Genomic DNA, 26,990 nt, shown 5'->3' on the forward strand with positions numbered 1-26,990 from the left:
CCCAATATCCGGCAACGCCGGTACAGGGATGTACCGGCGAGGCGCATATGAACATGGATGCGAATTTGCGCCGGTTGCCGAAAAAACTACTCATGTTTCGAAATTCTTAGTGCCCCTTTTCAAGCATCATGCAGTATCCGGTTTCGACGAACACTCCAGTGCTTTTGATGTAACACAGCAAAACAGTTTTTATAAATTTCTTTTCTCCTCTCGCAATCGCCTGCACAACCAATCAACCTAAAAAAGGAGGAAACCTATGAGTACCCCAGTTGTAAAAATAGAAAACCTGGTGAAACGCTACAAAGAGCTTGTAGCATTAGACCACTTTAACTTAGAGATTGAAGAAGGTGAGATTTTCGGTCTGCTCGGTCCAAACGGTTCCGGCAAGACTACGACCATCAACTGCCTTCTTTCCCTGCTTTCCTATGACAAAGGAAACATTGAAGTATTTGGGAAAAAGATGAACCCGGATAGTTATGACCTAAAGCGGCAAATCGGCGTTGTTATGCAGAACGTTGCCGTAGTGGATGAACTGACGGTATATGAAAACATTGATTATTTCTGTGGGCTTTATGTAAAAGATAAAGCACTCCGGAAACAGTATGTAGAGGAAGCCATTGCTTTTGTAGGCTTAGATGATTTCCGTAAATTCTTTCCGAAGAAATTATCCGGCGGACTTTTAAGGCGGTTAAATATTGCCTGCGGCATTGCCCATAAACCAAAGCTGATTATCATGGATGAGCCGACCGTTGCCGTTGACCCGCAGAGCCGGAATAAGATTCTTGAGGGAATCGTGGAGCTGAACCGGAACGGTGCCACCATCATTTACACTTCCCATTACATGGAAGAGGTGGAGCAGATTTGTTCCCGGATTGCCATTATGGACAAAGGAAAAAATCTTGCCATCGGCACGAAGGATGAATTAAAGCAGATGATTAAGAAGAGCGAAAGCATTTCCATTGATATCTTAGACCTGCCGGATGCAGCAATCGATGAAATCCGTGCTTTAAAACATGTTTATGAAGTGACTTACGAAAATCACATGCTGACTGTTTTATGCAGCGGTGGAAGCCACAATCTCATTCATGTGCTGGATTATCTGCAGCAGCATGAGATTACCTTCGGAAAAGTGTATTCCGAGCTTCCGACCTTAAATGACGTATTCTTAGAGATTACCGGCAAAGAATTAAGAGACTAGGAGGAAAAAGATATGCTTCAAATCATGAAATATCATTTCCGGATTCTCCTTAGAAATAGGGAGCAGATGTTCTGGATACTGCTTTTTCCGATTCTGCTTGGCATTATGTTCAAGGTAGCATTTTCCAATATCAGCAGTTCCGAAATACAAAAGCCGGTTTCCATTGCTGTTGTAGAAGAAAATAATTCGGATGCATTAAAAAATATCAAGACCTTTTTAGAAAAAACGGAATTAAAAGATGGCGTTGCCCTCTTTGTTCCAACCTACTGCACAGAAGAAAAAGCCGTTTCCCTGTTAAAGGACCAGACAGTGGATGGCATTTTGTATACAGATGATTCTGCATCTGATACAGTCACACTTTCCCTTACGGTTTCTTCTTCCAGCTCTGATACCGTCCGCATGAATCAGAGTATTTTGCAGGCATTTGTAAAGCAGTACAATTCCTCGGTTTCTGCCATTGCGGATACTGCAAAAAATCACCCGGAGAACTTAGAAGCACTGCTTCAAAGTCTCTCTGAGCAGGTTACTTATACCAAAGAAGTTTCTTTAAACAAACATAATACCGATACTTATACACAGTACTTTTACAATCTGATGGCTATGGCATGCCTCTTTACCAGCCTTTCCGGACTGTATATTTCCCTCAATAACCAGGGAAATCTCTCCGCCATTGGTGCAAGACGCAATATCTCTCCGGTTCATAAAATGAAGGTCATTATAGCAGAGCTTTTTTCCAATGTGATATTCCAGTTTATCTGTAATCTGGTTTCCTTTGCATTTATTGTACTGGTGCTTAAGATTGATTTAACCTACCATCTCCCACTGGCAATCCTGACGGTATTTGTCGGCTGTCTGACCGGAACTACCATGGGCTTTTTCGTAGGTGCCATCGGAGCCTTTTCCGAGGGAACGAAACAGGGAATTCTTGTCTCCGGCAGTCTGCTGCTTTGCTTCTTAAGCGGGCTTATGGTTGGAAATATGTGGATCATTGTCGAGAATACCTGCCCGGTTATCAACCGGATTTCACCGGCTGCCCTGATTTCCCGTGCCTTCTATACACTGGGCATTCAGGATAACCTAAACCATTATTACCAATGTATTCTGACATTGGTTGGCATTTCCGCTCTCTTCTGTTTGGGTGGATTCTTACTGACAAGGAGGAAAAGATATGCAAGTATTTAAAACTTTTCTGAAAATTGCAAAGAAGAAATTTCCTTCGGTGCTTTTATACTATATTATTTTTACCGTTGTTGTAATTGCCATGAGTAAAATCGGAGCATCCGACCATGAAACTTCTTTTACTGCCACAAAGGCAGACATTTATATTATTGACGAGGATGACAGCACTGCAAGCCACGCTTTAAGTGATTATCTTTCCTCCATGCACAATCCGGTCACTTTAAAGGATACGGATACTATGACTTTACAGGATGCCCTTTATTATCAAAAGGTTGACTATATTTTAACCATCCCGGAAGGCTTTGAAGAACAGCTTACTGATTCTGATGCCAGAGATTTCCTTCCGGTTTCCATGCGAAAGGACAACTCCAATGGCTATTTTGTAGACCAGCAGGTAACTGAGTATCTTTCCAGTGTCCGCTTATTTATGGCTGGTGGCTTCTCTCTTTCCGAAGCAGTAACAAAATCCAGTGAATCACTTTCCAAAGGAAACGATACTACGGTTCTTAAGCTTGAAGAAAAGGAAACGGATGGTGCACAGATTGGACTTACCTATTTCTTCCAGTATCTTCCTTATGTGCTCATTAATATGCTGTTACTTGGTATGACTCCGATTCTGATGACCTTTAACCAGAAAGATTTAGGTGCAAGGATTTCCTGCTCCTCTCTTTCCTTAAAGTCCAGAAATGCGCAGATTACTTTAGGATGTATCGTATTCAGTCTCTTTGTATGGCTGCTCTTTATCCTGACTGCACTTTTTATCTACGGACCAGACACTCTGTTCTCGATAAACGGACTCCACTCTCTTTTAAACAGTGCCATGGTTCTGCTGTTTTCCATAGCACTTACGCTCCTTGTAAGTACTTTTGCACTCAAACAGCAGTCCCTCAGTATGATTGCAAATGTTGCCTCCCTGGGATTGAGTTTCCTCTCCGGAATCTTCGTTCCGCAATACCTTTTGGGAAAAGGTGTTCTTGCTGTGGCGCATTTTCTTCCAACCTACTGGTATATCCGCCTCAATTCCATGCTGGGCGGTATATCGGATGAAATACTTACCACTGCGAAATACTGGCGCTTTATCGGTATCCAGTTTGGCTTCTTCGTCGCAATATTCTGTATTTATCTGGTTTCCAGCAAATACCAGAAACGCAGCCGCAACGCATAATAGAACCCCCGGAAAAACCAATTTGCAATGGTTCTTCCGGGGGTTCTTTATATAGCTAATCTGAAAATCTTATAATTAGCAGATTTCTGCTCCTGCCGGCATATCCTTTTCCGGTGTCAGAAGTGCTAATTCTCCATTTTCATCCTCTGCGCAAAGTAACATTCCTTCAGATAATACACCAGCAAGTTTTGCCGGTTTTAAGTTTACTAATACCATAACTTTCTTGCCGACCATTTCTTCCGGTGTGTACTGTTTGCGGATACCGGATACAATCTGTTTTACCTGGCTTCCGATTCTTACCTGTGAACACAATAATTTCTTGGATTTCTCTACTGCCTTACACTCGATGATTTCACCAACCTGGAACTGCATTTTCATAAAATCATCATAAGTGATTTCTTCCTTTGGCTCAATGTCGATGACAGCGGCATCTGCTTTTGCTTCTGTCTCAACTTCTTTGCCTAATGCTTTCTGCTCTGCTTCGAATTCTGCTTTCTGGGCAGCGCGGATTGCTTCTACCTTCGGCATTACTTCCTTCGGGTCTAATCTTGCGAAGAGAATCTCCGGTTTCCCCGTTACTTTATTATCATTTGGATAAAGCCCAAACTGATTCAGCTCATCAAATCCACGCAGTCCTGTATTAAGCTGCGCTGCGATTTTCTCTGCAGTCTCCGGTAGGAAGCTTGCTAAAAGGCTTGCACCGATAGCGATGGACTCGGTCAGATTATAAAGCACTTCGCTTAAGCGGTCTTTCTTTGCTTCATCCTTTGCCAGTACCCAAGGGGCTGTTTCATCAATATATTTGTTGCAGCGGCGGAATACGTTAAATACTTCTGTAATGGCATCTGCCACACGAAGTCCGGACATCTTATCTGCAATCTTATCTCTTGCACCGGTTACGACTGCCTTCAAGTCATTATCTACTTCTTCTGTGACTCCGGTACTCTTTACGACACCGTCAAAATATTTATTACTCATGGAAATGGTACGGCTTACCAGGTTTCCAAGGATGTTGGCAAGGTCGGAATTGAAACGCTCTACAACCAGCTCCCAGGTAATGATTCCATCATTTTCAAATGGCATCTCATGTAATACGAAATAACGGGTTGCATCTACACCAAAGAGGTCTACCATATCATCAGCATAAATAACATTTCCCTTGGATTTGCTCATTTTCTCTCCACCCTGTAACAGCCATGGATGTCCAAATACCTGTTTTGGCAATGGCAGGTCTAATGCCATTAAGAAAATCGGCCAGTAAATGGTATGGAAACGGATGATATCTTTTCCGATTAAGTGTAAATCTGCCGGCCAGTTCTTCTTGAATAAATCGGAAGAATTGCCATCTGCATCATAGCCAATCTTGGTAATGTAGTTGGTCAGTGCATCCAGCCATACATATACTACATGCTTTGGATCAAAATCTACCGGAATTCCCCAGGAAAATGAGGTTCTGGATACGCACAAATCCTGAAGTCCCGGAAGCAGGAAGTTATTCATCATCTCATTCTTACGGGATACCGGCTGGATAAACTCCGGATGCTCATTGATATATTCGATTAACCGGTCCGCATATTTGCTCATTTTAAAGAAATATGCTTCTTCTTTTGCCGGCTGTACTTCACGTCCACAGTCCGGACATTTTCCATCTACCAGCTGGGATTCTGTCCAGAAAGACTCACATGGAGTACAGTAAAGTCCCTCATAGGAACCCTTATAAATATCACCTTTATCATAAAGTTTCTTAAAAATCTTCTTAACCTGTGTCTCATGGTCTTCATCGGTAGTACGCACGAAATTATCATAAGAAGTATTCATCAGATCCCAGATTCTCTTTACTTCTCCGGCAACTTCGTCTACGAACTGCTTCGGTGTAATTCCTTTTTCTTCTGCCTTTAATTCAATCTTCTGTCCATGTTCATCGGTACCGGTCTGGAAATATACATCATAGCCTTCCAGTCTCTTGTATCTTGCGATTGCGTCTGCCAGTACAATCTCATAAGTGTTTCCAATGTGCGGTTTACCTGATGTGTAGGCAATCGCGGTGGTCATGTAAAACTTTCCTTTGCTGCTCATCTTCATTCTCCTTTTTATACTTTTGGTGCTCCTCAAGCGTTCCTGCGAGCCGCTTCGCTACTCGCGACCTGAGAAACTTCGTTTCACAGGTTTTCGCGGTATTTCTCAAGCGTTCCTGCGAGCTGCTTCGCTACTCGCGACCTGAGAAACTTCGTTTCACAGGTTTTCGCGGTGCTCCTCAAATGCTCGTGCAAGCACGGCATTTTCATCGCTACTCGCGAAAAAAAAATCCCGCCTTCTAATGAAAGAAGACGGGTGTTATCCGTGTTACCACTTCTATTTTACACATACCTTACAATATGTGCCTCATGAAGTATCCTGCAATACTTCCCGCTATAACAGGCGGTCCTGTCGAAGCCTTGTCTCTTAGGATTCAGCCCCGCCACTCCAAAGCCATCTTCCATCTATCACCCTTGATTCCATCTCAGCTAAACCCTGCGGTTTATTGGAACTCTCTGTACAATTCCGATAGATGTACTCTCTTCTTCCTTGCGTTTATCATCTAGGTGTAAAACTAACACAATTTATTTGAAAAGTCAACCTTTGGAAACTTATTCCACATGGAAATACTGGACGCTTCCTGCCAGCTTATCTGCAATCTCACGAAGCTGCTCCGCACTCATGTATACCTGCTTAAAGGTATCTACAACTTCTTCGGTATCTTCGTAAGTCTTTTTCGTTCCAGATACGCTGTCCTGTGCAATATTAGAAAGAGTCTCAACTGCCTGCAGAACTTCATTTCTCACATTCGCAAGATGCTCTGTGGTCTCTTTAATCTGCTGGATGCTCTGCATGGAATTGGCTATCTGTGCCACAACCTCTTCCACTACCTTCTGGGTATCCTGCATGCTCTCGCTCTGGCTCATAATGATTTCCTGCATCTTCTGCATAATCTCTACAGCCTTCTGGGAATCCTCACTTAACATCATGGCAGTCTCTTCAATTTCGTTGCTGGACTGGTTGGACTGCTCAGATAATTTCTTAATCTGTTCTGCAACTACGGCAAATCCTTTTCCGTTCTCTCCTGCTCTGGCTGCCTCTATGGATGCATTCAGACTAAGTAAATCTGTCTCTTCTGCAATCGATGCGATAAATGCGGTTGCTTTGTAAATCTGCTGGACAGAATCGTTGGTACGGTTGGTCTGCTCCTGTACTTCTCCGATAATCTGCTCTACTTCGCCATTGATGCGCTGGAGATTTGCCAGTGTCTCCGCTGCTTTTTCACTGGATTCATGCATAAATGCCGCATTGCTGTTTAATGCCTCCACCTCAGCAGAAGTCTCTGTTATATTATCTCCCATCAGCCGCATATGTTCTGAGGTACTCTTTGAATTCTCTGCCTGCTCCGTAGAATTTTCTACAATACGGTTTACGGCTGTGCGCACCTTATTCATGGTTCCATTGGTATTATCGGCCGCTGTTCCAAGCAGAGAAGATGCCTCTAACAACTTCTGCACATTCTGGTTAATTTCAAGTGTTGTCCGCTGCATCGCATCACGCAGGGTAATCGTAACTCTGGAAAGGTCTCCGATTTCATCCTTACTCTTAAGCAGCTTTTTATTCACCTGCACATTCAAATTGCCTGCTGCAATCTTCTCTACTGTTTTAATACTGGTTCTGATATTCTTACTGATCGTGCTTGCCAGCTTCGTGCTGACAAGCAGGCAGACCAGCATAATTGCTGCCACAGCTGCCACAATCGATCCTAAAAGCCGCATTACAACAGCATCTTTATCCTGCTTATTGGTTCCTACGAATACCATTCCCACAATATCCGTATCGGAGCCATTCTGGTATACCGGCATAAAATAACCATAATTTAAAGTTCCTTCTATAGATACTGCTTCACTGAAATATTCTTCTCCACCATTTAATACTTTTTCTACAATAACATCTCCTGCTTTGGATTTTAAGATACGATTTCCATTCTCATCCGTTGCTGAAGTCATGATTCGTTTATCTCCATAGAAAAAAGTTACATCCATTCCGGTATTATCTTTAATCCGGTCTACCAGATTCTCTGATTTGGAAATATTGTAACTTCCCTTCCAAATGTCCCCATTGCTGGTCTCAAGATAATCTCCGGTATTCTGGTCATATGCTGCCAACGTTGCGGCAGCGGTTCCCTTTAATGCATCCTTTATCTCATCCATCATGGAATTCTTTACCATGGTTACGGTAAATAGTATGGTGATAATTCCTAATATCAATACCGGTCCAATTGTAATTGCCAGAATTTTTTTCTTTAGATTCATTTGCTTCCCCCTACTCTACCACTTCAACTGTCTTAAAATACCAGTCTATTCCTCCGGTAATTGTCGCATCATCTAATGTTTTTCCTTCTTTTCCTACGGTTTCTCCGGTATTGGTCTCAATTACACCATCAAACACGCCATTTTCCCCGGAAAGAATTGCTGCCTTTGCCTCCTCAACTTTCTCCTCAGTTCCATCTGCACAGAAATCAGCAAGCGACGTAAGTCCTACCAGGTTCTCATTCATTCCGCCATAATAATTGCTGCCATCCCATGTTCCGTCGATAACACTCTGCACTGCTGATGTATAATAGGCACTCCAGTTCCAGATAACACTGCAAAGACAAGCCTCCGGTGCATTTTTACTCATATCAGAATTATAACCGATACTATAAACACCTTTTTCCTGTGCCAATGTCTGCGGATATTCTGTATCACAATGCTGTGCAATGACATCACAGCCCATGTTAAGAAGCGTCTCTGCTGCCGCCTTCTCTCCGTCCGGATCAAACCAGCTGTTTGTAACTTTTACATAGACTTTCGCGTCCTGGTTTACAGAATATATTCCCAGTGCAAATGCATCTATTCCACCAGTTACCTCTGAATTAGTTGAATCCATCGCTGCCACATAACCGATTTTATCGGACTTTGTATTCATGCCCGCTACGATTCCGCTCAAGTAACGTGCCTGATAAATTCTTCCAAAATAATTATTAAAGTTCTTTCCGTTGCTCATATATCCGGTTCCATGGGAAAAATAAATATCCGGATATTCTTCTGCCATCTCTGCGGTGGTCTCCATATACCCCCAGCTTGTGGCGAAAATAATATTACAGCCTTCGTCAATGCATTCCTGTATTGCTGCCTTGGTTGCATCTGCATCAGTATCCGAAATATTAATTTTACGCACAATCTGGTCATCGGAAAGATTTAAGTTCTGCTGCATTCCCTGAATACCAAGATCATGGGTATATGTATAACCACTTCCCTCTGCCGGATCGGATAGATGAATGACACCTACCTTAATCTCATCCTTCGGTATCCCCCCGGTATCACCCGATGTGTTATCCGCCACTGCTTCCGTGCCTTCTTCTACGTTGTCACTGCCTTCATTGGTAGCATAATCGTCTAACTGCGTGCTTTTCCCGCACCCGGAAAAAACCAAGCTGGCTACCAGTAATAAAGCACCGGTCAGCTTTATCATTCGTTTCTTCATAAATTGCTACACCTCCCTATACCTTTCTCTTCCCTATTGGTATACCATTTATTATATCTTATGTTTTTTCATAAAACAACCTACCCATTTGTCTTATTTTTCTAAAACAAATGGGTAGGTTATCCACTAATCTTCAAAGATATTCAGTTTTGCTCCACATTTTCCACAGAACTCTGTGTCCTCCGGCACAGTAGCGCCACACTGCGGGCACTGACGCGCTCCTTTAATCTTTAATACTTCCTCTTTCATATGGTCAATTGCTGCAAATGCCTCTGCAATTGCCTGCATCTGCTGTCCATATGCACCATCTGCTTCTTCCTTGTGGTCTTCATAATAAAGCTTTCCAATCTGTACATACTGCTTTTCAATAAAATCCTCTTTTGCCTTGATGTCAAAGTTTAACTTTGCAGTTCCGGATAAATCCTTTGCCTTCTGTGTGACATCCTTTCCTGCAGTTACCAGTTTCTCTCCCATGCGGTCAAAAAAATCCATTGTGTATCCTCCTGTTCTTACTATATTCCCCTGTGCGTCCGCACTTTACCTGATTATATACCTCTTGATATTGCTTTTCAATCGAAGGAATCTTAAAAAAGAATAAAGTTTTGGTCAAACGGACGTCTGCACCGTTTACCGGGTCCGGACGCGATAAAAGGGCGGCAAGGGGCACTTGGAATGCCAAATGTCCGTGTTGTTCAGCAAAGTGCGGATGCATGATAAGAGCAGCTAGGGGCACTTGGAATTTCGGATAGTGCCAGGCAACGCCGGCACAGGGACGTGCCGGTGAGGCGCAGATGAACATGGATGTGAATTTACGCCGGTTGCCAGTCAATCTCATATCCCTTCGAAATTCTTAGTGCCCCTTGCCGCCCTTATGTCGCATTCGGACTCACTGAACAGCACGGACATTACGCTTCTTTCACCCCCTAACGCTTTCCCCGGAAAACTTCATTCTTTTTTAAAGATTTTTCCAGATAAAATGTGCTATACTCTAGGTACGAATGCGAACCACAAGGAGATCTCTATGAAGCAAAGATTTATTGCCCTGATTTGTATTGCCACCCTGGTCTTTTGCGGATGTGGTGGGAAGAAACAGTCTTCTGCACAGACGGATTCCGGCAGTGAACAGCCGGACGCTACAGAAGAGTCAACAGAACAGTCCCGGAATGACTCGGTAACAATAACATTTAATTCCAAAACAGAGACTTATCATGCCGATGATTTATCTACTGTTTTATTATATACCTCCTATCAGAAACCCATGGTGACCATAGACGGTCATCCAAAGATTTCCAAAACCATTACACAATCTTTAAACGAAGAACTGGATGCTTTCCAGGATGCCCGATTAGAAAGTCTGCTTTCCGCAAGAATTTCTTTTGCTGAGTCACCGGATTCCTTTTCCGCCTATCACTTAGATGAGGATTTTTCCTGTACCAGACAGGACAGCCGGATTATCTCTTTTGAGAGTACCAGAAAAGAATTTACCAGTGAGGAGACCCACAGTGCTGCTTATGGTGGGTTTAATTATGATCTGGAAAATGGCAAAACACTTTCTCTTTCTGATATTGCTACAGATTCCAATGCCCTGATAAACAGTGCACTTTCTTTTATTAACCAGCAGCTTTTGTTACCGAACTACGGCAAAGTCAGTCAGCTTGCCAAACATGACGGCTCCGATGTATCTGCGAACCTTTTGGAACATGTACTGATGGATGGCAACTGGTATTTTACCAAAGCAGGAATTACTTTTATTGCAAATGACGGTGTTATTACTCCATCCTATTCCGAGACACTGTTATTTTCTGTACCTTACCAGCAGCTCAATGCACTTAGACCGGAATATCATTACACGGGCAATTTCCAGTTAAATGCTCTTATGGGCTCTGCCGTATCTGCAGATATGGATGGAAACGGAGAAATGGATGCTGTTTATTACAATACGACCTATAACGAAGAAACAGGAATGCTTTCTTCTACCCTGACGGTAGATGGAACAGATTATTCTGAAATGCTTTATAATGGCAACTTTACACTGTCCCGCAGTGCTGCATCTGATATAACAAATGAATATTATCTCATTGACCTTGATACAACAGATGAATATATCGAGCTTGCCATCCCGGATGATGGATTAAGAACAACCTATTTCTTCCGCTATGCCGGCTTTCATCTGGAATACTTAGGTTCCATTCCGGACCTGATAGACAGCTCCACCTTCCAGCTTAACAATGTACTTTCCCAGTTAGAAGAATCGGAAAATTAGTCAGCATCCTGCAGAATCTGCCACCGGCAGCTTCTTACAGATATTTTTGCTGCGCGCATAACACAATAAGAAGCCCACAATAACGGGCTTCTTATTTCTTATCAAATATATTATCTCATACAGATATAGACCATATATCCCGCATAGGAAAGCAGCATAATTGCTCCTTCAATGCGGTTTATTTTCTGCCTGCTCCAGGCAAACAGCAGTACCATTATGCTCATTGCAATTAAGATTACAATATCAATCACATTTTCCATGATAAAGGCGACCGGACTTATGGCTGCGGCAATACCAAGAACAAAAAGGATATTGAAAATATTAGAACCAATGACATTTCCCAAAGCCATATCTACTTCATTTTTACGGGCTGCCACAATAGAGGTTACCAGCTCCGGTAATGACGTTCCCATTGCTACTATCGTAAGCCCGATTAAATTCTGGCTCAAACCGAATGCTGCTGCAATAGCAGACGCACTGTCTACTACCATGTCGCCACCAAATGCAATGGCTGCTGCTCCACCTACAATGTATACAAGACAGAGCCATACCGGGATTGGCTTTGCGCGTTCAATCTCATCTGCTTCTTCAGAAGCATCTGTTGTAATTCCTGCTGTTCTTGCCTTTAATGCAGAACGCACCATCCAGAACATGAAGAGAGCAAAGAAAATCAATAAAATCACACCATCTATTCTGCCAACGCTCATTCCAATGTAACCCAGCACTAAAAGCAGGGCTGCCATAAGCACAGAAAACGGAAATTCCTGCTTTAAGGTCTTTTTTCCTACTGCAAGTGGTGTAATTACGGCACAAAAGCCACAAACCACCATCAGGTTAAAGATATTTGAGCCAACTACATTACTGACTGCCAGGGCATTGTTTCCGGAAATAGCTGCTGCCACACTGACGGCACATTCCGGCAGGGATGTTCCCATTGCCACTATCGTAAGTCCGATAATCAACGATGGCACCTTTAATTTCTTTGCAATTCCCGAGCTTCCTTCTACAAAGAAATCTGCTCCTTTAATTAACAGTACAAAACCAACTACCAGTAATACATATGTCCAGATTGTTGTCATATTATATTCCTCCTTCTTTTAAAATGCCAAAATTCCAAGATGCTCCAGCAAAATCTTAAGTCCGATTAAGATAAGAATTATACCGCCGGCCAATTCCGCCTTCTTCTTATATCTGTTTCCAAAGAAGTTTCCTACATACACACCAATGACAGAAATCACAAAGGTCGTAATTCCGATGATGGAAATTGCCTCAACGATTGGCACCTGCAGAAATGCAAATGTGATTCCAACGGCAAGGGCATCGATGCTGGTTGCGATTGCCAGAATAAACATCTCTTTGAAATCCAGTGGCGGGTCCATTTTCCCGACTTCTACTGCTTCATCCTTTTCCCGGATTGCTTCCACTACCATTTTTCCACCGATAAATCCTAACAGGATAAATGCAATCCAGTGGTCAATGCTTGTAATATACTGTTCAAACTGGCTTCCCAGTACCCAGCCAATAAATGGCATCAGTGCCTGGAATCCTCCGAAGAATAAGCCAATTACAAGACATTGCTTTTTGTTTACCTTCCGCATGGAAAGTCCCTTACAAATAGACACTGCAAAAGCATCCATCGAAAGACCTGCTCCCATCAGTAAGAGTGTAAAGAACATTACCATAAACACAATTTCCTCCGATAGTATATTTAAAATGAGACTGCATGTATGCAGTTATCCTGTGCTGCATACATGAGTCTCATTCATTAAGATTTGCCAGGCCTTCATCAGACCGAGGTTGTTGACAAATCACGTATTCACGCGAACTACTCCCTCACGGATTGTTATTCAAATATACGCTAAATGATAATTTATGTCAATTCTTTCCATTCTTGTTCTTCCTAAAATACAATTTCTATGGTGGTTCCCTCACCCAGCTCACTGTCCAAGTGGAGGGCAGCATTATGCTGTGCCACAATATGCTTTACAATGGCAAGTCCAAGTCCTGTTCCGCCGGTGGATTTCGAACGGCTCTTATCTACCCGGTAAAACCGCTCAAATACACGTTCCTGGCATTCCTTTGGAATTCCGATTCCGGTATCCGCTACACTTAAGAACGGACGCTCATCCTTTGTTCCTACCGTTACTGTAACACTTCCGCCTGGCTTATTATAGCGGATGGCATTGCTGCAAAGATTATAAAAGACTTCATCCATCAGTCCCTTGTTTGCCATGGCCATGGTGCTTTCTCCCTGCAACGTCAGCCTGATTCCCTGCTTCTCTGCTGTCACCTGCATCATCTGCACACAGTTCTCTGCCAGTTTATAAAGGTCGATTCTTTCCATTTCCATCTGGTGGTCTGCTTCATCCAGTTCTGAAAGCTTTATAATATCATTAATCAGGCTTAACAGCCGGTTGGCATTGGAATGTATCTCATTAGAGAAACGGATGGTATCCTCTTTACCGGTCATTCCGTTTCCGATTAACTCCGCATAACCGGAAATTGCCGTCAGCGGTGTCTTTAATTCATGGGATACGTTCGCGGTAAATTCCTGGCGAAGCTGCGCATTATTGATAATATTGACGTGCTGCTCCTTAATAGTATTCACAAAAGGCCGGATTTCTTCATATACATTATTTTCATCCACCAGCATAATATTCGTTGCCAGCTTCTCGATAGGCTCTACCAGCTTCTTCGTCAGATAATGGGAAATTCCCATACAGACAAAGAGGATACAAAGTGCAATTACCAGTACAATCACTAAAGTATTTACCATAATACGGTTTACACTGACAGAATCCCTTCCGATTCGAAGCACATTTCCATTCTGTAAACGCTCCGCATAGTAAAAAGTATGGGTTCCGGAAGTGGCCGAATAACGGACGGCTTCGCCTTCGCCCTTTTCCCTTGCTTCAATAATTTCCGGACGTTTATAATGATTGTCCATCTCGTCTTTATTTAACAGACTTTCATATAATACTTCCCCATCTGTTCCAATCAATGTGATTCGAAGGTCATCATCGATGGGATTATACGGGTCTTTTTCTATTCCCGCTGCAAGGTCATCTATATTCAAAAGCTCTATCACATGGGCATAGGCTTTCAAATCTCCAAATACCTGCTCTTTTAAAATATTATAATACACTAACATAGCAGACAGCGCTGTGACCACAATGGCAAGCGCTGCTATCATAATAAATCGTATATTTATTTTTTTCTTCATGAATGCTCCTATGGCTCCATCACATAGCCCACATTGCGGACGGTTTTAATCTGTTGTCCGCCATCGCCAAGCTTGTGCCGGAGCGTCTTTATGTGCATATCTACAGTACGGCTTTCTCCTTCGTATTCAAATCCCCAGACCTGATTCATCAGCTTGTCACGGGATAATACAATGCCCTGGTTTATCATAAGGTATTTTAATAGTTCAAATTCTTTAAAAGTAAGCTCACAGGTTTCTCCCTGAACGGTTACGCTGTGACGCTTATTATCAATCTCTATGCTTCCACAGGCTAATGTATCACCATCATCTTCCTTTTCGGTGCGGCGGAGTAATGCTTTCACTCTGGAGATCAGCTCCATAACGCCAAAAGGCTTACTGATATAATCATCTGCACCCGTATCCAGTCCACGGACTTTGTCAATCTCTGTGGTCTTTGCCGTTACCATAATCACAGGAGTCTTTTCTGTTGCCGGATTTTTCCGGACACGGCTTAAAATTTCCAGTCCATCCTCTCCCGGCAGCATAATATCTAACAGCATCAGGGATGGTGCCTGCTCTGACACTCTCTGGAAGAAATCTTTTCCGTTATCAAATTCCTCTACTTCAAAACCACTGTTTTTTAGTGCATAACGTTCGATTTCCCGTATGTTTATATCATCTTCTACGATATAAATAAGTGCCATTGCATTTTCCTCCCGGCTTTTTTATTTTTCCGGCAAAGCGTATTTTTCTGTATATTCTTTTATCTGCTCTGCAAATTTTCTATTGTCTTCTTCATCCATATGTGCCGTCAGGTCATGCTCTTCTACCTCTTTATCCTGTTCCTGGATCAGGCAGACTGCAATGTTGGAACAATGGTCTGATACACGCTCATAGTTGGTAACGATATCTGCCAGCACCAGTCCTAACTCGATAGAACATTTTCCTTTCCGGAGACGTTTGATATGCCGTTTCTTAATTGCTTTATTTAATTCATCAATAACCTGCTCTAATGGTTCTACGGTCTTAGCCAGCTCTTCATCATCGGCAGTGTATGCAGTCATGGTACGGCAGAGAATGTCTTCTACTGCTTTTCCAAATACATGCATTTCTTCCTCTGCTTTCTTAGAGAAAACCAGCTCCTTCTTTTTCATCTCGATAATGGAATCTACGATATTCGCTGCATGATCCGAAATACGTTCAAAATCTGTAATACAATGTAACAGCGTAGATACATTCTGGCTGTCTGCATAGGTCAGATTCTGACTGCTTAACTTGGTCAGATAAGCACGCAGCTTGTCTTCGTATTTATCTACGAGATTTTCCTTTGCGATAATGTCATCTGCTACTTCCTGTGTATAATTCTCCAAAAGTCCGATTGCTTCTAAGAAGGAATCCTTGGACAGGTTCGCCATCTCAATGGACATACTGTGGCACTGCTCAATGGCAAAGGATGGTGTTGCAAGAAAACGGTCGTCTAATAATGGAAACTCCTGTACTCCCGTCTTGCTCTTTTCCTCTTCTGTAATCGGAAGTGTCAGATATGCCAGCTTCTCCAGTCCTTTTGTAAACGGGAATAAAACTACAGTTGCAAACATATTAAAGATACTGTGAATCAGTGCAATTCCTGCTACACCAACTGTATCATTTGCAAACGGAAAATGAATAACTGCATTCAAAATACTATATAATGTCAGAAACAATACGGTACCAATAATATTAAAATACAGATGCACAAAAGCAGTTCGCTTTGCATTCCGGTTTGCTCCAACAGAAGAAATCATAGCTGTAACACAGGTTCCGATATTCTGTCCTAAAATAATCGGAATAACTGAGCCATAAGTAAATGCTCCTGTTACAGACAGTGCCTGCAGTATACCTACAGATGCGGACGAGCTCTGAATCACCGCTGTCAGAAGTGCTCCTACCAGAATTCCTAAAATTGGATTATGGAACATAGTCAGTATATTGGTAAATTCAGGAACATCAGCCAACGGTTTTACTGCTCCGCTCATACTTTCCATTCCGGTCATCAATACTGCAAAGCCTAATAAAATCTCCCCTACATCAGCTTTCTTGCTTTTCTTTCCGGTCATCATTAAAACAATACCTATCATCGCAAGAACCGGTGTAAAAGAAGATGGTTTTAAGAGATTAATCCATACATTTCCACTATCTATTCCGGTCAGACTTAAGAGCCAGGATGTTACCGTTGTACCGATATTGGCACCCATGATAATACCAATTGCCTGGGAAAGTTTCATAATTCCGGAATTTACAAAACCAACTACCATTACGGTAGTTGCTGAAGATGACTGAATAACAGCAGTTACTCCGGCTCCTAATAATACACCTTTCAGCGGATTGGAAGTTAATTTCTCCAGTATCCGTTCTAACTTGCCTCCTGATACTTTCTCCAGCCCAGCTCCCATAACATCCATTCCATACAGGAACAGGGCCAATCCTCCAATCAGTGTCAGTATTCCAAAAATATCCATTTTGTCCTCCTTATGCATGGTAATATGCATAGACTTTTCAATTTTTTACATATTTTTCGTCTTACATATACACCATATACACTTTAGAGACTTTTTGCAAGGATATTTTATCAGTTTGTAAGAATTATGTATAAGCAGTGTAAAAAATGTACTTATTTTTTCTCTTTTGTCTAAGAATTTTTAGTCAATATGACTTCCCGTAATAGAATAGATGACCCACTCCGCAATATTGGTCGCATGATCTCCGATTCGCTCAAAATACTTGGCTACCATAAGAATATCTGCTGCCTGCTCGCCATTTTCTGCACTTTTATTGATCATCTGGATTAAATCCTGTTTTACTTTCATGAAAAGGTCATCCACAATATCATCCTGTGCGATTACTTTCTTTGCCAGCTCCATATCGCGTTTTACAAAAGCATCAATGCTCTTGATAACCATGTCTGTGGTTTCCTTTGCCATACCCTGAATCTCTTCCGGGCTGATGATATACGGTTCATCAGACATCAGCAGTGTCATCTCGGAAATATCACCGGCATGGTCACCGATTCGCTCCATATCGGTAATCATTTTTAATGCTGCAGAAATCAGGCGCAAATCTCTTGCCACCGGCTGTTGCTGCAATAAAAGCTTCATGCATAAGGATTCAATATCACGCTCCTGATGGTCGATTTCCACATCATATGCCATTGCTTCCTTGGCTTTTTCCGTATCCTGGTTTACCAGGGCAGAAACTGCCATTTCAATGGCATGCTCTATCATGCTTCCCATCTGGATTAATTCATTGTTTAACTGTTCTAGCTGTCTGTCAAAACGATTACGCATTTAACCGAACCTCCCTGTAATATAATCTTCTGTCCGTTTGTCTGTTGGAACGGAGAATAATTTTTCGGTATCTCCACTCTCAATAATCTCTCCCAATAAGAAAAATACGGTTTTATCCGATACTCGGGTTGCCTGCTGCATATTGTGGGTTACCATAATAATGGTATAATCTTTTTTTAATTCGATTACCAGATCCTCAATTTTGGAAGTGGAAATCGGATCCAGTGCAGAAGTCGGCTCATCCATCAGGATTACTTCCGGCTGTACTGCCAGTGCTCTTGCAATACAAAGTCTCTGCTGCTGTCCACCGGACATTCCCAATGCACTCTTATTCAGACGATCCTTTACTTCATCCCAGATAGCTGCCTGACGCAGGGATGTCTCCACGATTTCATTTAATTTGGCTTTGTTGTGGATACCGTGGGTTCTCGGACCGTATGCAATGTTGTCATAGATACTCATCGGAAATGGATTTGGCTTCTGGAATACCATTCCCACACGCTTTCTAAGCTGGCTGACATCCATGCCGCTGTATATATTTTCACCGTCTAATCTTACGTCTCCGGTAATCTTACAGCCCTCTACCAAATCATTCATTCTGTTTAATGTTTTTAAAAATGTTGACTTTCCACAACCGGATGGTCCGATAAATGCAGTTATCTCTTTTGCATTGATATCAAGATTCACATCTTTTAATGCGTGGAAGTCTCCGTAATATAAGTCAAGTCCTTTGACAGAAAATTTTGCCTGCTCACTCATTTTACTTCTCCATCTCCTTTCGTGAATTTCCCGGCTATCAACGTTGATACACCATTTATCAGTAATACAATGACCAGAAGGACTACGCCGGTTGCATAAGCTTCATTGGTATGTAAGCCCTCTCTGGAAAGGGAATACATATGAACGGCCAAGGTTCGTCCGGATGCCATCAGGTTTGGTGCAAGGTCTGCGACCGTTCCTGCAGTATAAATCAGTGCTGCGGTCTCTCCTACAATTCGTCCTACTGCCAGAATGATTCCGGACAAGATTCCAGGCATCGCAGATGGGAGTACGATACGGAATACGGTACGAAGTCTTCCGGCTCCCAATCCAAAGCTTCCTTCCCGGTAGGTATCCGGTACACAGAGTAATGCTTCTTCTGTGGTTCGCATGATAACCGGCAATACCATAATGGCAAGGGTTGCCGCACCGGCTAACATGGAATAACCCCAGTGCAGGTATGTTACGAAAAATAACATACCAAACAGACCATATATAATAGAGGGGATGCCGGTTAAAGTCTCTGCCGTAATTCTGACTACTTTAACCAGTTTACTTCCCTTCGGTGCATATTCCACCAGATAAACTGCGGCCCCGATTCCAAGTGGTACTGCAAAAAGCAGGGAAAACAGCGTCATTTCCAGTGTATTTATCATTGCCGGAAGCATAGATACGTTATCCGAATTATATTCCAGTGCGAAAAGACCTGGTTTTAAATATGGCACACCGTGAATCAATATGTACGCCACCAGATAAAGTAATACTGCTACTGTTATAATTGCCGCTGCTACTACCAGCAGTAATAAAAGAAAAGAACCCGGATGCTTTTTATAAGAATTCATTTTATCTTTGAATTTTGTCATTATTCTTTATCCGCCTTTCCTTTTACAATTGAAAATACCAGATTGATAATAAGGATAAATACAAACAGTACAACGCCGGTTGCAATCAATGCCTCACGGTGTAAGTCTGTAGCATAACCCATTTCAATTACGATATTTGTTGTCAGGGTACGTACACCCTTAAATATACTGTTCGGAATACGCGCCTGGTTACCTACTACCATCATAACCGCCATGGTCTCACCAATGGCACGGCCGATTCCCAAGATGACTGCTGCCATAATTCCTGATTTGGCTGCCGGAACCACGGTTTTAAAAACACTCCGCTCATGGGTTGCGCCAAGTGCCAGTGCACCTTCATAATAATGCTCCGGCACTGCACGGATTGCAGCTTCCGATACACTGATAATCGTTGGAAGTATCATGATTCCAAGAAGAATCGATGCGGTAAATATACTGTTTCCGTTTCCTTTAAAATGTTCTCTTACAAATGGTACTATGACTACCAGGCCAAAGAATCCATATACGATGGACGGGATTCCTGCTAACAGATCTATCATCGGCTTTAAGAAGCTGTGAAGCTTCTTCGGGCAAAATCTCGCCATAAAGACTGCCATTAAGATTCCAATTGGTACTCCCACCACAATTGCTCCGGCGGTTACATAGATACTGCCTAAAATCATCGGGAAGATCCCGTAGAGGTTATTTCCCGGTTTCCATTTTGTACCTAGCAGAAAATCCGGCAATCCAATTTCTTTGATTGCCGGTATTCCATTTGCAAAAAGGAAAACACAGATTAAGGCAACAGCCAGTATGGAGAAACTGGCTGTAAGTAAGAATACTATTTTCATTGCTTTTTCTTTGAAATTATTCATACTGTTCTTACCTTATCCTACTTGCAGATTTATTTTGCAACTTCATCCCAGGTTGTTACTGCACCTGTGAAGATATCCTTTACATTATCTGAACTCATCTCATCCATTGGGTTGCTGTTGTTTACTACTACTGCGATACCATCCATTGCGATTACCTGTGCGGTAAGTCCACCTTCTGTTTCGCTTTCTTTTAATTCTCTGGAAGCCATTCCGATATCACAGGTTCCTTCCATTGCTGCTGTCATACCTGTTGTAGAATCAGATTCCTGAAGTTCGATTTCTGCATCTTTGTTGATTGCTTTGTATGCTTCAATTAATTTCTCCATTACAGGTGTTACAGAAGAAGAACCAGCTACTACGATTTTTCCGGTAGAACCATCCGATGTAAATGCTCCGTTGCTTCCCTGTGAAATATAACCATTGTCTTCGATTACTTTCTGTCCTTCATCACTCATGATGTAGTTGATGAAATCTGCTGCAAGTCCTGTTGCATCACCTTTCGTTGCGATATTAAATGGTCTTGCGATTTTGTATGTACCGGCTTTGATATTTTCTGCTGTTGCTTCTGCTCCGTCAATCTTTAATGCCTTTACGGTATCATTTAAAGAACCAAGTGATACATAACCGATTGCATATTCATCACCTGCTACAGATGTAAGCATTACTTCTGTACTGTTTGTGATGTTTGCTTCCTCTGTTGTGTTGTCAATTTTATTTCCATCTGCATCTTTCTCTTCGATACCAAACAGCTCGATGAATGCTCCTCTTGTACCGGAACCATCTTCTCTGGACTGTACATTGATCATTTCACTGGTATCAAAATCTGATGTATCTGCTGCATCACTGCTGCTGTCTGCCTCTGTTGTTGTGCCTGTCTTCTGGCTGTCATCTGATGCGGTTTCTTTGCTTCCACATCCTGTTAATGCGCTGATTGCTAATGCTCCTACAAGCATTACGGATAATAATTTCTTCTTCATTTTCTTTCCTCCAAAATGATTTGTTCTTTTTTTTCTCGTCTTCGTGACAATTGTTATCATAACGGGGGAACGTAAAATACAAAGCTATGGTTTTGTAAATTGTATGTAAAAAAGCAGGTATATCAAAACTATGATATGCCTGCTTTCAATATTTTAATGTAGTTCTTCTTTATTTATCATACATTTCTAAAATTTCCAGTGCATTTTCTTCTTTTACGCCTAATTCTTCCTTTAATAATTCCACTATCTCATCTTTGGATTTTTCAAATCGGCGACCAAGACGTATGATTTCCTCTGCTTTTCCTTCTGCTTCGCCTTGTTTTCGAATCCGCTCTTCTCTCTCAAAACTCTTCATATATGCAAGACCTACCTCTCCATCCCGCTTAACTGCCGTTACCATCCGATGTAACTTTTTCAAGTTTTCAGATGGAGCATTCTCTATGGATGAATGCTCCATGTAATGCAGTAGCTGTTTTAATTCCTCCGGCGGGTTTCCTTCCCTTCCCCTTGTATACAAGAATATCGTCTGTGCGCCATCCTCATATTCTAATTCCGGTACTTCGATACATCCATTTTTGATTGTATACACCATACGATTCAATCCAAAGGGATCATAAGTTGTAATAAAGATTACGATGACATTCCGAAGACTCCCATAGGTATCCCCTGCCGTCAGATTGCCTGCGTCAATCTTCGCATGGTAAAACCGGACTCTTCGTGGCAGTGATACGATTTCTTCTTTCCCGTCATTCTGGTCTGGTTCTATATCAAAGATTTCTCCGTTTTCTTCATCCAGATATACATCCAGCCGAATGCCGTGAGTCTCTGTATTCTCTCCGCAGAAGAAACGTTGTGGCACTACCGTAAGCTTTCCTATCTGCCGATGCAGAATACATTCCAAAATGTATCTCGCCGACTGTTCCCCATAAATTTTGTGGCTGGTCAGGCTGTTTACCAGAAAGTCATCCACCAGATTTAGTTCTTCTAAAGTTTTCATGTTTCCTCCTTTTCCCATAATGCACGGAAAAGCAGGACTGCATATCTCATTTTCGATTCTGAAATTCCGCCTATCCAATGCACTATGCGTTCATTAATTGTAATTAGAATTTAAAAGCATAGAATTCATTGAATTGATACCAGAAATTTAGATTGGCTTTTGCCATTCGAAAATTAGAATATATGCTTTGTGTTGATTGTAACAAATGCCCTTAAAGAAAACAAGTAAAACATTTATAAAATTATTAATAAGAAGAAGGCAGGTAACTGCTTTTGCAATTACCTGCCTTCTTCTTATTAATAATGATTTCTGATTTTAATTACTCTGTTGCTACATCTAATAATGCTTCATCAAGCTCTGTCATGCTTCCATCAGAAATGCTGTATACGTTGTCTTCTCCAATCACTTCTACAACAACTTCCTGTGGATCATTATATGTGATGCTGTCTACTCTTGCACTCATAAGATCATACATCATCTGATACATCTGTTCATACATTTCATCCTCTGTTGGATAAGCATCTGCATCAAAGGAATTTGCCCACTCTGTGAACTCTGTCATAAGTTCTTCCTGGATTCCGTTGAAAAGACCTGTCATCTGCTCAATTTCAACAGTTACATAATATCCGTCTTTGTCGTCCATCTTCTCAGCATCTTTTACGGTGTATTTTGCTTTTGCATATACATCTTTAAAAAGCTGACGATAGCTGTTGCTTAACTCATCGGATAAGTTGAACTGATCCATCTCTGTCATCATAGCATCGATGTTAGATTCGTAATCAGATTCTGCCTGCTCTTTGCTTCGGCCGGTCATTTTCATGTACTGCTCTGTCTCTCCTTTTGTTAAAAGATCAAGGCATGACTCTACATAAGCTGCTGCATCAAATTTTCCACAGCCAGCCAGGTTTACTACCATCATTACGGCAACTAAACCAGTTACTAATGCTTTCTTCAATGTTTTCATGATAATTTCTCCCTTACATTCATTGTTCTTTAGCGCATTAACACAGTTACATGGAATAATATACCATACCTTATTCTATTTCGCAACCGATTTTACTTCTCTGGTTTTAAATCTGTATGCAAGCATGCGATTTTCTCGCTACATGGAACAAAGAATGTGCCAAGGTACATCCTCGCGGAGCGGTTTGTACTTTACAGGAAAGCAATTTCCTGTAAAGTACAAAAAGGACGATTCTTTCGAATCATCCTTTTGTATACGCTGTGTACCTGCCGGTTTCAGGATTAATCCTGAACGTAAGGCATAATTGCGATATGACGTGCTCTCTTGATAGCAACTGTCAATGCTCTCTGATGTTTTGCACAGTTTCCTGTGATTCTTCTTGGAAGGATTTTTCCTCTCTCAGAGATATATCTTTTTAACTTATTTACATCTTTATAATCGATGGTGTTGTCTTTTCCACAGAAAACACAAACTTTCTTTCTTCTGTGCATTCCGCCTCTTCTTCTCATTGGCGCACCATCTCTGTCTGTCTTATTGAAAGCCATGGCTATTACCTCCTATTGATTTAGTTAAATGGTAATTCCTCATCAATTCCGTCAGGGATATTCATAAATCCATCGCCTGCACTGCTTGGTGAAGGTCTGTCAGCCGGTGCAAAACCGCCTGCATTGTCGGATGCTGATTTACTCTCAGCAAATTCCTGCTCTTCTATTATGACATCAGTGGTATATACTTTCTGACCGTCTTTGTTGGTGTAACTTCCGGTCTGGATACGACCTGTTACAAGTACCTTAATTCCTTTATGGAAATATTTCTCAGCAAACTCTCCTGCTCTTCCAAATGCCACGCAGTTGATAAAATCAGCGGTCTGCCCATCATTCCCTTCACGTCTGCCTCTGCGGTCTACAGCCAGTGAATATCTTGCGATTGCCATCTGGTTATCTCCGCTGGAGTAACGAACCTCCGGGTCTCTTGTTAAACGTCCCATAAGTATAACTTTATTCATACCACTTTCTCCTTCTCTTCTATTTATGCCTCGTCTTTTCTAACGCATAAGAAACGAAGTACGTTGTCCATAATACGAACATTCTGCTCTACTTCTGCCGGAACAGATGATTCTGCCTCGAACTGGATGAAATAGTAGAAGCCGTCGCTCATTTTCTGAATGTCGTAAGCTAATTTCTTCTTACCCCACTCTTCTACTTCTGTTACAGTTCCACCTGCACGAGTGATATACTCTTTTGCTCTCTCAACTGTAGCAGTTCTGACATCGTCTTCGATCTTGGCATTCACAACAAGTGCTAATTCATATTTGTTCATGCTAGATTTACCTCCTTTTGGTCTCTGGCCTCCTGTCTATGCGGGAAGCAAGGAATTTTTACATATCACGAGCCTATATGATAGCATAATCCGACCCGTTTCGCAAGTGTTTTTCTTATTATTCTTACGATTCTGTTTCATTTTTTTGCTCACTTTTTTTTCGAAGACCTTTGGTATTCTTCTCCACCAGTTTTCTGGCAATCATAATCTGATGGTCACAACCCATGCATTTCAACCGGAAATCCGCTCCTACCCGAAGAATTTCCCACTCCTGGCTTCCACAGGGATGCTGTTTTTTTAATTTTACAATATCGCCTACTTCGTATTGATAATTATTCATGTCGTCCCTTTCTTCTATGACTATCTTCTATATTATTAGGTAATTTCTTCTGCCTCTTTCAGACCTCTGACAATACGGCTCCGATGCTGCCCTGTATCAGTAAGTCTGCCCGGTTGTCCAATGGCGTGGTGGACTTATTAATCAGCACCAGCTTATTGCCCCGGTAATAATCGATAAGTCCTGCTGCGGGGTATACTGCCAGTGAAGTACCTCCGATGATGAGCATATCTGCATGGCTGATATAATACACCGCATCCTCTAAGGTCTGCTGGTCTAAGCCTTCCTCATATAAAACCACATCCGGCTTGATGCTGCCGCCGCATTCATCACAGGTTGGAATTCCACTACTCTTTAAAATATATTCGGCATCAAATAGCTTTCCGCAGCTCTGGCAGTAGTTCCGGTGGACACTGCCATGAAGCTCTAATACCTTTTTGCTGCCGGCCGCCTGATGCAGTCCATCAATATTCTGCGTCACAACCGCCTTTAACTTACCGGCTGCCTCAAGCTCTGCCAATTTCTTATGCGCTGCATTAGGCTTTGCATCCAGGCACAGCATTTTATCCCGGTAGAATCGGTAAAATTCTTCTTTTTTACGCATATAAAAGCTGTGGCTTAAGATGGTTTCCGGCGGATAATCGTATTTCTGGTTATAAAGTCCGTCCACACTCCTGAAATCCGGAATGCCGCTCTCCGTAGATACACCTGCACCTCCAAAGAATACAATATTATCTGAGTCCATGACCCATTGCTTTAATGTCTCGATACCATCCATTCTGCTGCCTCCTGTTCCATTAAAAGTAGTCTTTCTCTTTTATTCCGCTTCGCTTTCTGTGCCTGCATTCTCCTCTGCCGGTGCCACGTCACCGTTTGGAACTGCCTCTGTCTGTACCGCATGTACCAAGAAACGGTAATCATAGCCTGCCTTGTTGCAGGTCATCAATGTAATTACTTTATCCTCTGGTGTTACCTCTACGCCGGTATCATACGCTGACTGCGCCTTTACACCATCTAAGAATTCCTGAAACTGCTCATCGGATGCAAACTGGGTATAGAAATCCACTTCATTATCCACTCTTGCCAGATAACAGGAAAAAATATCATAACGGTAGGTATAATCCGGTGTATAAATATAAAAATACGGATTTTCTTTATAAAATTCCTCATCCTTATAGTCATTTAATTTACCAAACATGGTCTTGTCCTTCATATTATGACCATAGATGAAAGTATTCTGGTCAGAAAAATCAGCATGATTGTTGGCATCCATGAAAATACTTGCCGCTGTTACAGCCTGTCCCTCAAAGGTATGCTTCAGATAATATTCATTATCCTCTCCCTGCATAATCGGATAGCTGATATCAATATTTTCAAACCGGATCCAGCCGATGCAGTCCGGGTTCAGCTCCTTTAATCCGGAAAAATCTACGGTAAATTCTCCGTTTTCTTCCGTACTGCTTTCATCCTTTGGCTGCTCCCTGACATATTTCTGCAGTCCCTTATATTCATGGCTTCCTTTCCAGTAAGTAATTCCATACAGAATCAATCTTACTGCCGCATACAAAAATACTGCCAGTGCCAGCAGAAATAAAATCCGAAACAGGATATTCTGCTGCTTTTTCTTCTTTCGCTCATTTTTAATCTTTCCTGTCATTGTCACACCCCTTATTTTTCTCTATTTGCTGCAATAGACCTACAGAATCTGCCACTGGCAGCTTCTTACGGATGCGTTGGTAACTGCGAGCAACTCGCGTAAAAAAGAATGTGCCTTGGCACATTCTCGCGCCTGCGGCGGTCGATTGCGACATCTACCTTATACGCCGCAGTGCGCATCCTCGCGGAGCGTTTTTTACTTTACAGGAAAGCAATTTCCTGTAAACTAAGAAAACCACCGCCCATAAGGCAGTGGTTAAAGAGTTGCGGGAACAGGATTTGAACCTGTGACCTTCGGGTTATGAGCCCGACGAGCTTCCAGACTGCTCCATCCCGCGCTATTTATTTGCAAAAGCTATTATAGTCCTTCCTTCTGCAAATGTCAAATT

Annotated in this window: 26 protein-coding genes and 1 tRNA gene; 4 read left to right on the forward strand and 23 right to left on the reverse strand. The window is 42.1% G+C overall.

Going from position 1 to position 26,990, the window contains the following annotated elements; all coding sequences use genetic code 11:
* Positions 1 to 256: 256 nt before the first annotated feature.
* From DV740_RS13545 to DV740_RS13555, 3 genes are read left to right on the forward strand one after another with little or no spacing between them, the layout of a single operon-like run.
* Positions 257 to 1,198 carry an ABC transporter ATP-binding protein gene (locus DV740_RS13545; protein WP_117697909.1) on the forward strand — a complete coding sequence of 314 codons (942 nt, stop codon included), beginning with the start codon at positions 257 to 259 and terminating at the stop codon, positions 1,196 to 1,198.
* 12 nt (positions 1,199 to 1,210) lie between these two features.
* Positions 1,211 to 2,380, forward strand: a complete 1,170-nt coding sequence (locus DV740_RS13550; protein ID WP_118088353.1) for an ABC transporter permease — start codon at positions 1,211 to 1,213, stop codon at positions 2,378 to 2,380.
* A complete protein-coding gene (locus DV740_RS13555) occupies positions 2,367 to 3,542 on the forward strand; it encodes an ABC transporter permease (protein ID WP_118088354.1) in 1,176 nt (391 codons plus the stop codon). Before DV740_RS13550 ends, DV740_RS13555 begins: the two co-directional genes overlap by 14 nt.
* A 75-nt stretch (positions 3,543 to 3,617) precedes the next feature.
* On the opposite strand, the gene metG is transcribed toward DV740_RS13555, so the two are convergent.
* The 4 genes from metG to DV740_RS13575 form a co-directional block, all read right to left on the reverse strand.
* Positions 3,618 to 5,618, reverse strand: a complete 2,001-nt coding sequence (gene metG, locus DV740_RS13560) for a methionine--tRNA ligase (RefSeq protein WP_118088355.1) — start codon at positions 5,616 to 5,618, stop codon at positions 3,618 to 3,620.
* A 551-nt stretch (positions 5,619 to 6,169) separates the two neighbouring features.
* Positions 6,170 to 7,873 (reverse strand): methyl-accepting chemotaxis protein, encoded by a 1,704-nt coding sequence (locus tag DV740_RS13565; RefSeq protein WP_118088356.1) that lies wholly within the window; start codon positions 7,871 to 7,873, stop codon positions 6,170 to 6,172.
* Positions 7,874 to 7,883: 10 nt separating this feature from the next.
* Entirely contained in the window at positions 7,884 to 9,086 is a 1,203-nt protein-coding gene (locus tag DV740_RS13570; protein WP_118088357.1) for a BMP family ABC transporter substrate-binding protein, read from the reverse strand.
* Between the two features lie 126 nt (positions 9,087 to 9,212).
* Positions 9,213 to 9,578, reverse strand: a complete 366-nt coding sequence (locus DV740_RS13575; protein WP_118088358.1) for a zinc ribbon domain-containing protein — start codon at positions 9,576 to 9,578, stop codon at positions 9,213 to 9,215.
* A gap of 529 nt (positions 9,579 to 10,107) precedes the next feature.
* Between DV740_RS13575 and DV740_RS13585 the strand changes: the two genes are divergently transcribed.
* Positions 10,108 to 11,349, forward strand: a complete 1,242-nt coding sequence (locus DV740_RS13585) for a hypothetical protein (protein ID WP_118088360.1) — start codon at positions 10,108 to 10,110, stop codon at positions 11,347 to 11,349.
* 110 nt (positions 11,350 to 11,459) lie between these two features.
* Here DV740_RS13585 and DV740_RS13590 read toward each other — a convergent pair whose 3' ends face one another.
* The 19 genes from DV740_RS13590 to DV740_RS13680 form a co-directional block, all read right to left on the reverse strand.
* Positions 11,460 to 12,428 (reverse strand): calcium/sodium antiporter, encoded by a 969-nt coding sequence (locus tag DV740_RS13590; RefSeq protein ID WP_118088361.1) that lies wholly within the window; start codon positions 12,426 to 12,428, stop codon positions 11,460 to 11,462.
* A gap of 18 nt (positions 12,429 to 12,446) precedes the next feature.
* Positions 12,447 to 13,031, reverse strand: a complete 585-nt coding sequence (locus DV740_RS13595; RefSeq protein WP_118088362.1) for a manganese efflux pump MntP — start codon at positions 13,029 to 13,031, stop codon at positions 12,447 to 12,449.
* A 218-nt stretch (positions 13,032 to 13,249) separates the two neighbouring features.
* On the reverse strand, positions 13,250 to 14,572 hold the full coding sequence (locus DV740_RS13600; RefSeq protein ID WP_118088363.1) for a sensor histidine kinase: 1,323 nt from the start codon (positions 14,570 to 14,572) through the stop codon (positions 13,250 to 13,252).
* Between the two features lie 8 nt (positions 14,573 to 14,580).
* Entirely contained in the window at positions 14,581 to 15,255 is a 675-nt protein-coding gene (locus tag DV740_RS13605) for a response regulator transcription factor (protein WP_118088364.1), read from the reverse strand.
* A 21-nt stretch (positions 15,256 to 15,276) separates the two neighbouring features.
* A complete protein-coding gene (locus tag DV740_RS13610) occupies positions 15,277 to 17,049 on the reverse strand; it encodes a Na/Pi cotransporter family protein (protein ID WP_118088365.1) in 1,773 nt (590 codons plus the stop codon).
* Positions 17,050 to 17,229: 180 nt separating this feature from the next.
* Positions 17,230 to 17,874, reverse strand: coding sequence for a phosphate signaling complex protein PhoU (gene phoU / locus DV740_RS13615; protein ID WP_118057525.1), 645 nt, complete (start codon positions 17,872 to 17,874; stop codon positions 17,230 to 17,232).
* Positions 17,875 to 18,633: a phosphate ABC transporter ATP-binding protein PstB gene (pstB, locus tag DV740_RS13620; RefSeq protein WP_117697924.1), complete on the reverse strand. Its 759-nt coding sequence runs from the start codon at positions 18,631 to 18,633 to the stop codon at positions 17,875 to 17,877. It abuts the gene before it with no gap.
* Positions 18,630 to 19,496, reverse strand: coding sequence for a phosphate ABC transporter permease PstA (gene pstA / locus DV740_RS13625; RefSeq protein WP_117947480.1), 867 nt, complete (start codon positions 19,494 to 19,496; stop codon positions 18,630 to 18,632). Before pstA ends, pstB begins: the two co-directional genes overlap by 4 nt.
* Positions 19,496 to 20,350 carry a phosphate ABC transporter permease subunit PstC gene (gene pstC / locus DV740_RS13630; RefSeq protein ID WP_118088366.1) on the reverse strand — a complete coding sequence of 285 codons (855 nt, stop codon included), beginning with the start codon at positions 20,348 to 20,350 and terminating at the stop codon, positions 19,496 to 19,498. The genes pstA and pstC overlap by 1 nt, the downstream gene beginning before the upstream one ends.
* A 29-nt stretch (positions 20,351 to 20,379) precedes the next feature.
* On the reverse strand, positions 20,380 to 21,327 hold the full coding sequence (locus tag DV740_RS13635; RefSeq protein ID WP_117947478.1) for a substrate-binding domain-containing protein: 948 nt from the start codon (positions 21,325 to 21,327) through the stop codon (positions 20,380 to 20,382).
* Positions 21,328 to 21,496: 169 nt separating this feature from the next.
* A complete protein-coding gene (locus tag DV740_RS13640; protein ID WP_118057523.1) occupies positions 21,497 to 22,324 on the reverse strand; it encodes a PD-(D/E)XK nuclease family transposase in 828 nt (275 codons plus the stop codon).
* Positions 22,325 to 22,643: 319 nt separating this feature from the next.
* Entirely contained in the window at positions 22,644 to 23,288 is a 645-nt protein-coding gene (locus DV740_RS13645) for a hypothetical protein (protein ID WP_117842264.1), read from the reverse strand.
* A gap of 281 nt (positions 23,289 to 23,569) precedes the next feature.
* Positions 23,570 to 23,833 (reverse strand): 30S ribosomal protein S18, encoded by a 264-nt coding sequence (gene rpsR, locus DV740_RS13650; RefSeq protein WP_022244266.1) that lies wholly within the window; start codon positions 23,831 to 23,833, stop codon positions 23,570 to 23,572.
* A 20-nt stretch (positions 23,834 to 23,853) separates the two neighbouring features.
* Positions 23,854 to 24,294 carry a single-stranded DNA-binding protein gene (locus DV740_RS13655; protein ID WP_022244267.1) on the reverse strand — a complete coding sequence of 147 codons (441 nt, stop codon included), beginning with the start codon at positions 24,292 to 24,294 and terminating at the stop codon, positions 23,854 to 23,856.
* A gap of 23 nt (positions 24,295 to 24,317) precedes the next feature.
* Complete coding sequence (gene rpsF / locus DV740_RS13660; protein ID WP_022244268.1) at positions 24,318 to 24,608, reverse strand: 30S ribosomal protein S6; 291 nt, start codon at positions 24,606 to 24,608, stop codon at positions 24,318 to 24,320.
* A 124-nt stretch (positions 24,609 to 24,732) separates the two neighbouring features.
* Entirely contained in the window at positions 24,733 to 24,948 is a 216-nt protein-coding gene (locus DV740_RS13665) for a DUF951 domain-containing protein (protein WP_117842265.1), read from the reverse strand.
* A 58-nt stretch (positions 24,949 to 25,006) separates the two neighbouring features.
* The gene (locus DV740_RS13670) at positions 25,007 to 25,723 is read right to left on the reverse strand and encodes an NAD-dependent protein deacylase (RefSeq protein ID WP_022244270.1); all 717 of its coding nucleotides are present in this window, start codon (positions 25,721 to 25,723) and stop codon (positions 25,007 to 25,009) included.
* Positions 25,724 to 25,762: 39 nt separating this feature from the next.
* On the reverse strand, positions 25,763 to 26,602 hold the full coding sequence (gene srtB, locus DV740_RS13675) for a class B sortase (protein ID WP_117697929.1): 840 nt from the start codon (positions 26,600 to 26,602) through the stop codon (positions 25,763 to 25,765).
* Positions 26,603 to 26,865: 263 nt separating this feature from the next.
* Positions 26,866 to 26,939, reverse strand: a tRNA-Met gene (locus DV740_RS13680).
* Between the last annotated feature and the right edge of the window lie 51 nt (positions 26,940 to 26,990).

Origin of the sequence: Roseburia sp. AF02-12 (assembly GCF_003461765.1) — a bacterium.
Taxonomy (GTDB): domain Bacteria; phylum Bacillota; class Clostridia; order Lachnospirales; family Lachnospiraceae; genus Roseburia_C; species Roseburia_C amylophila.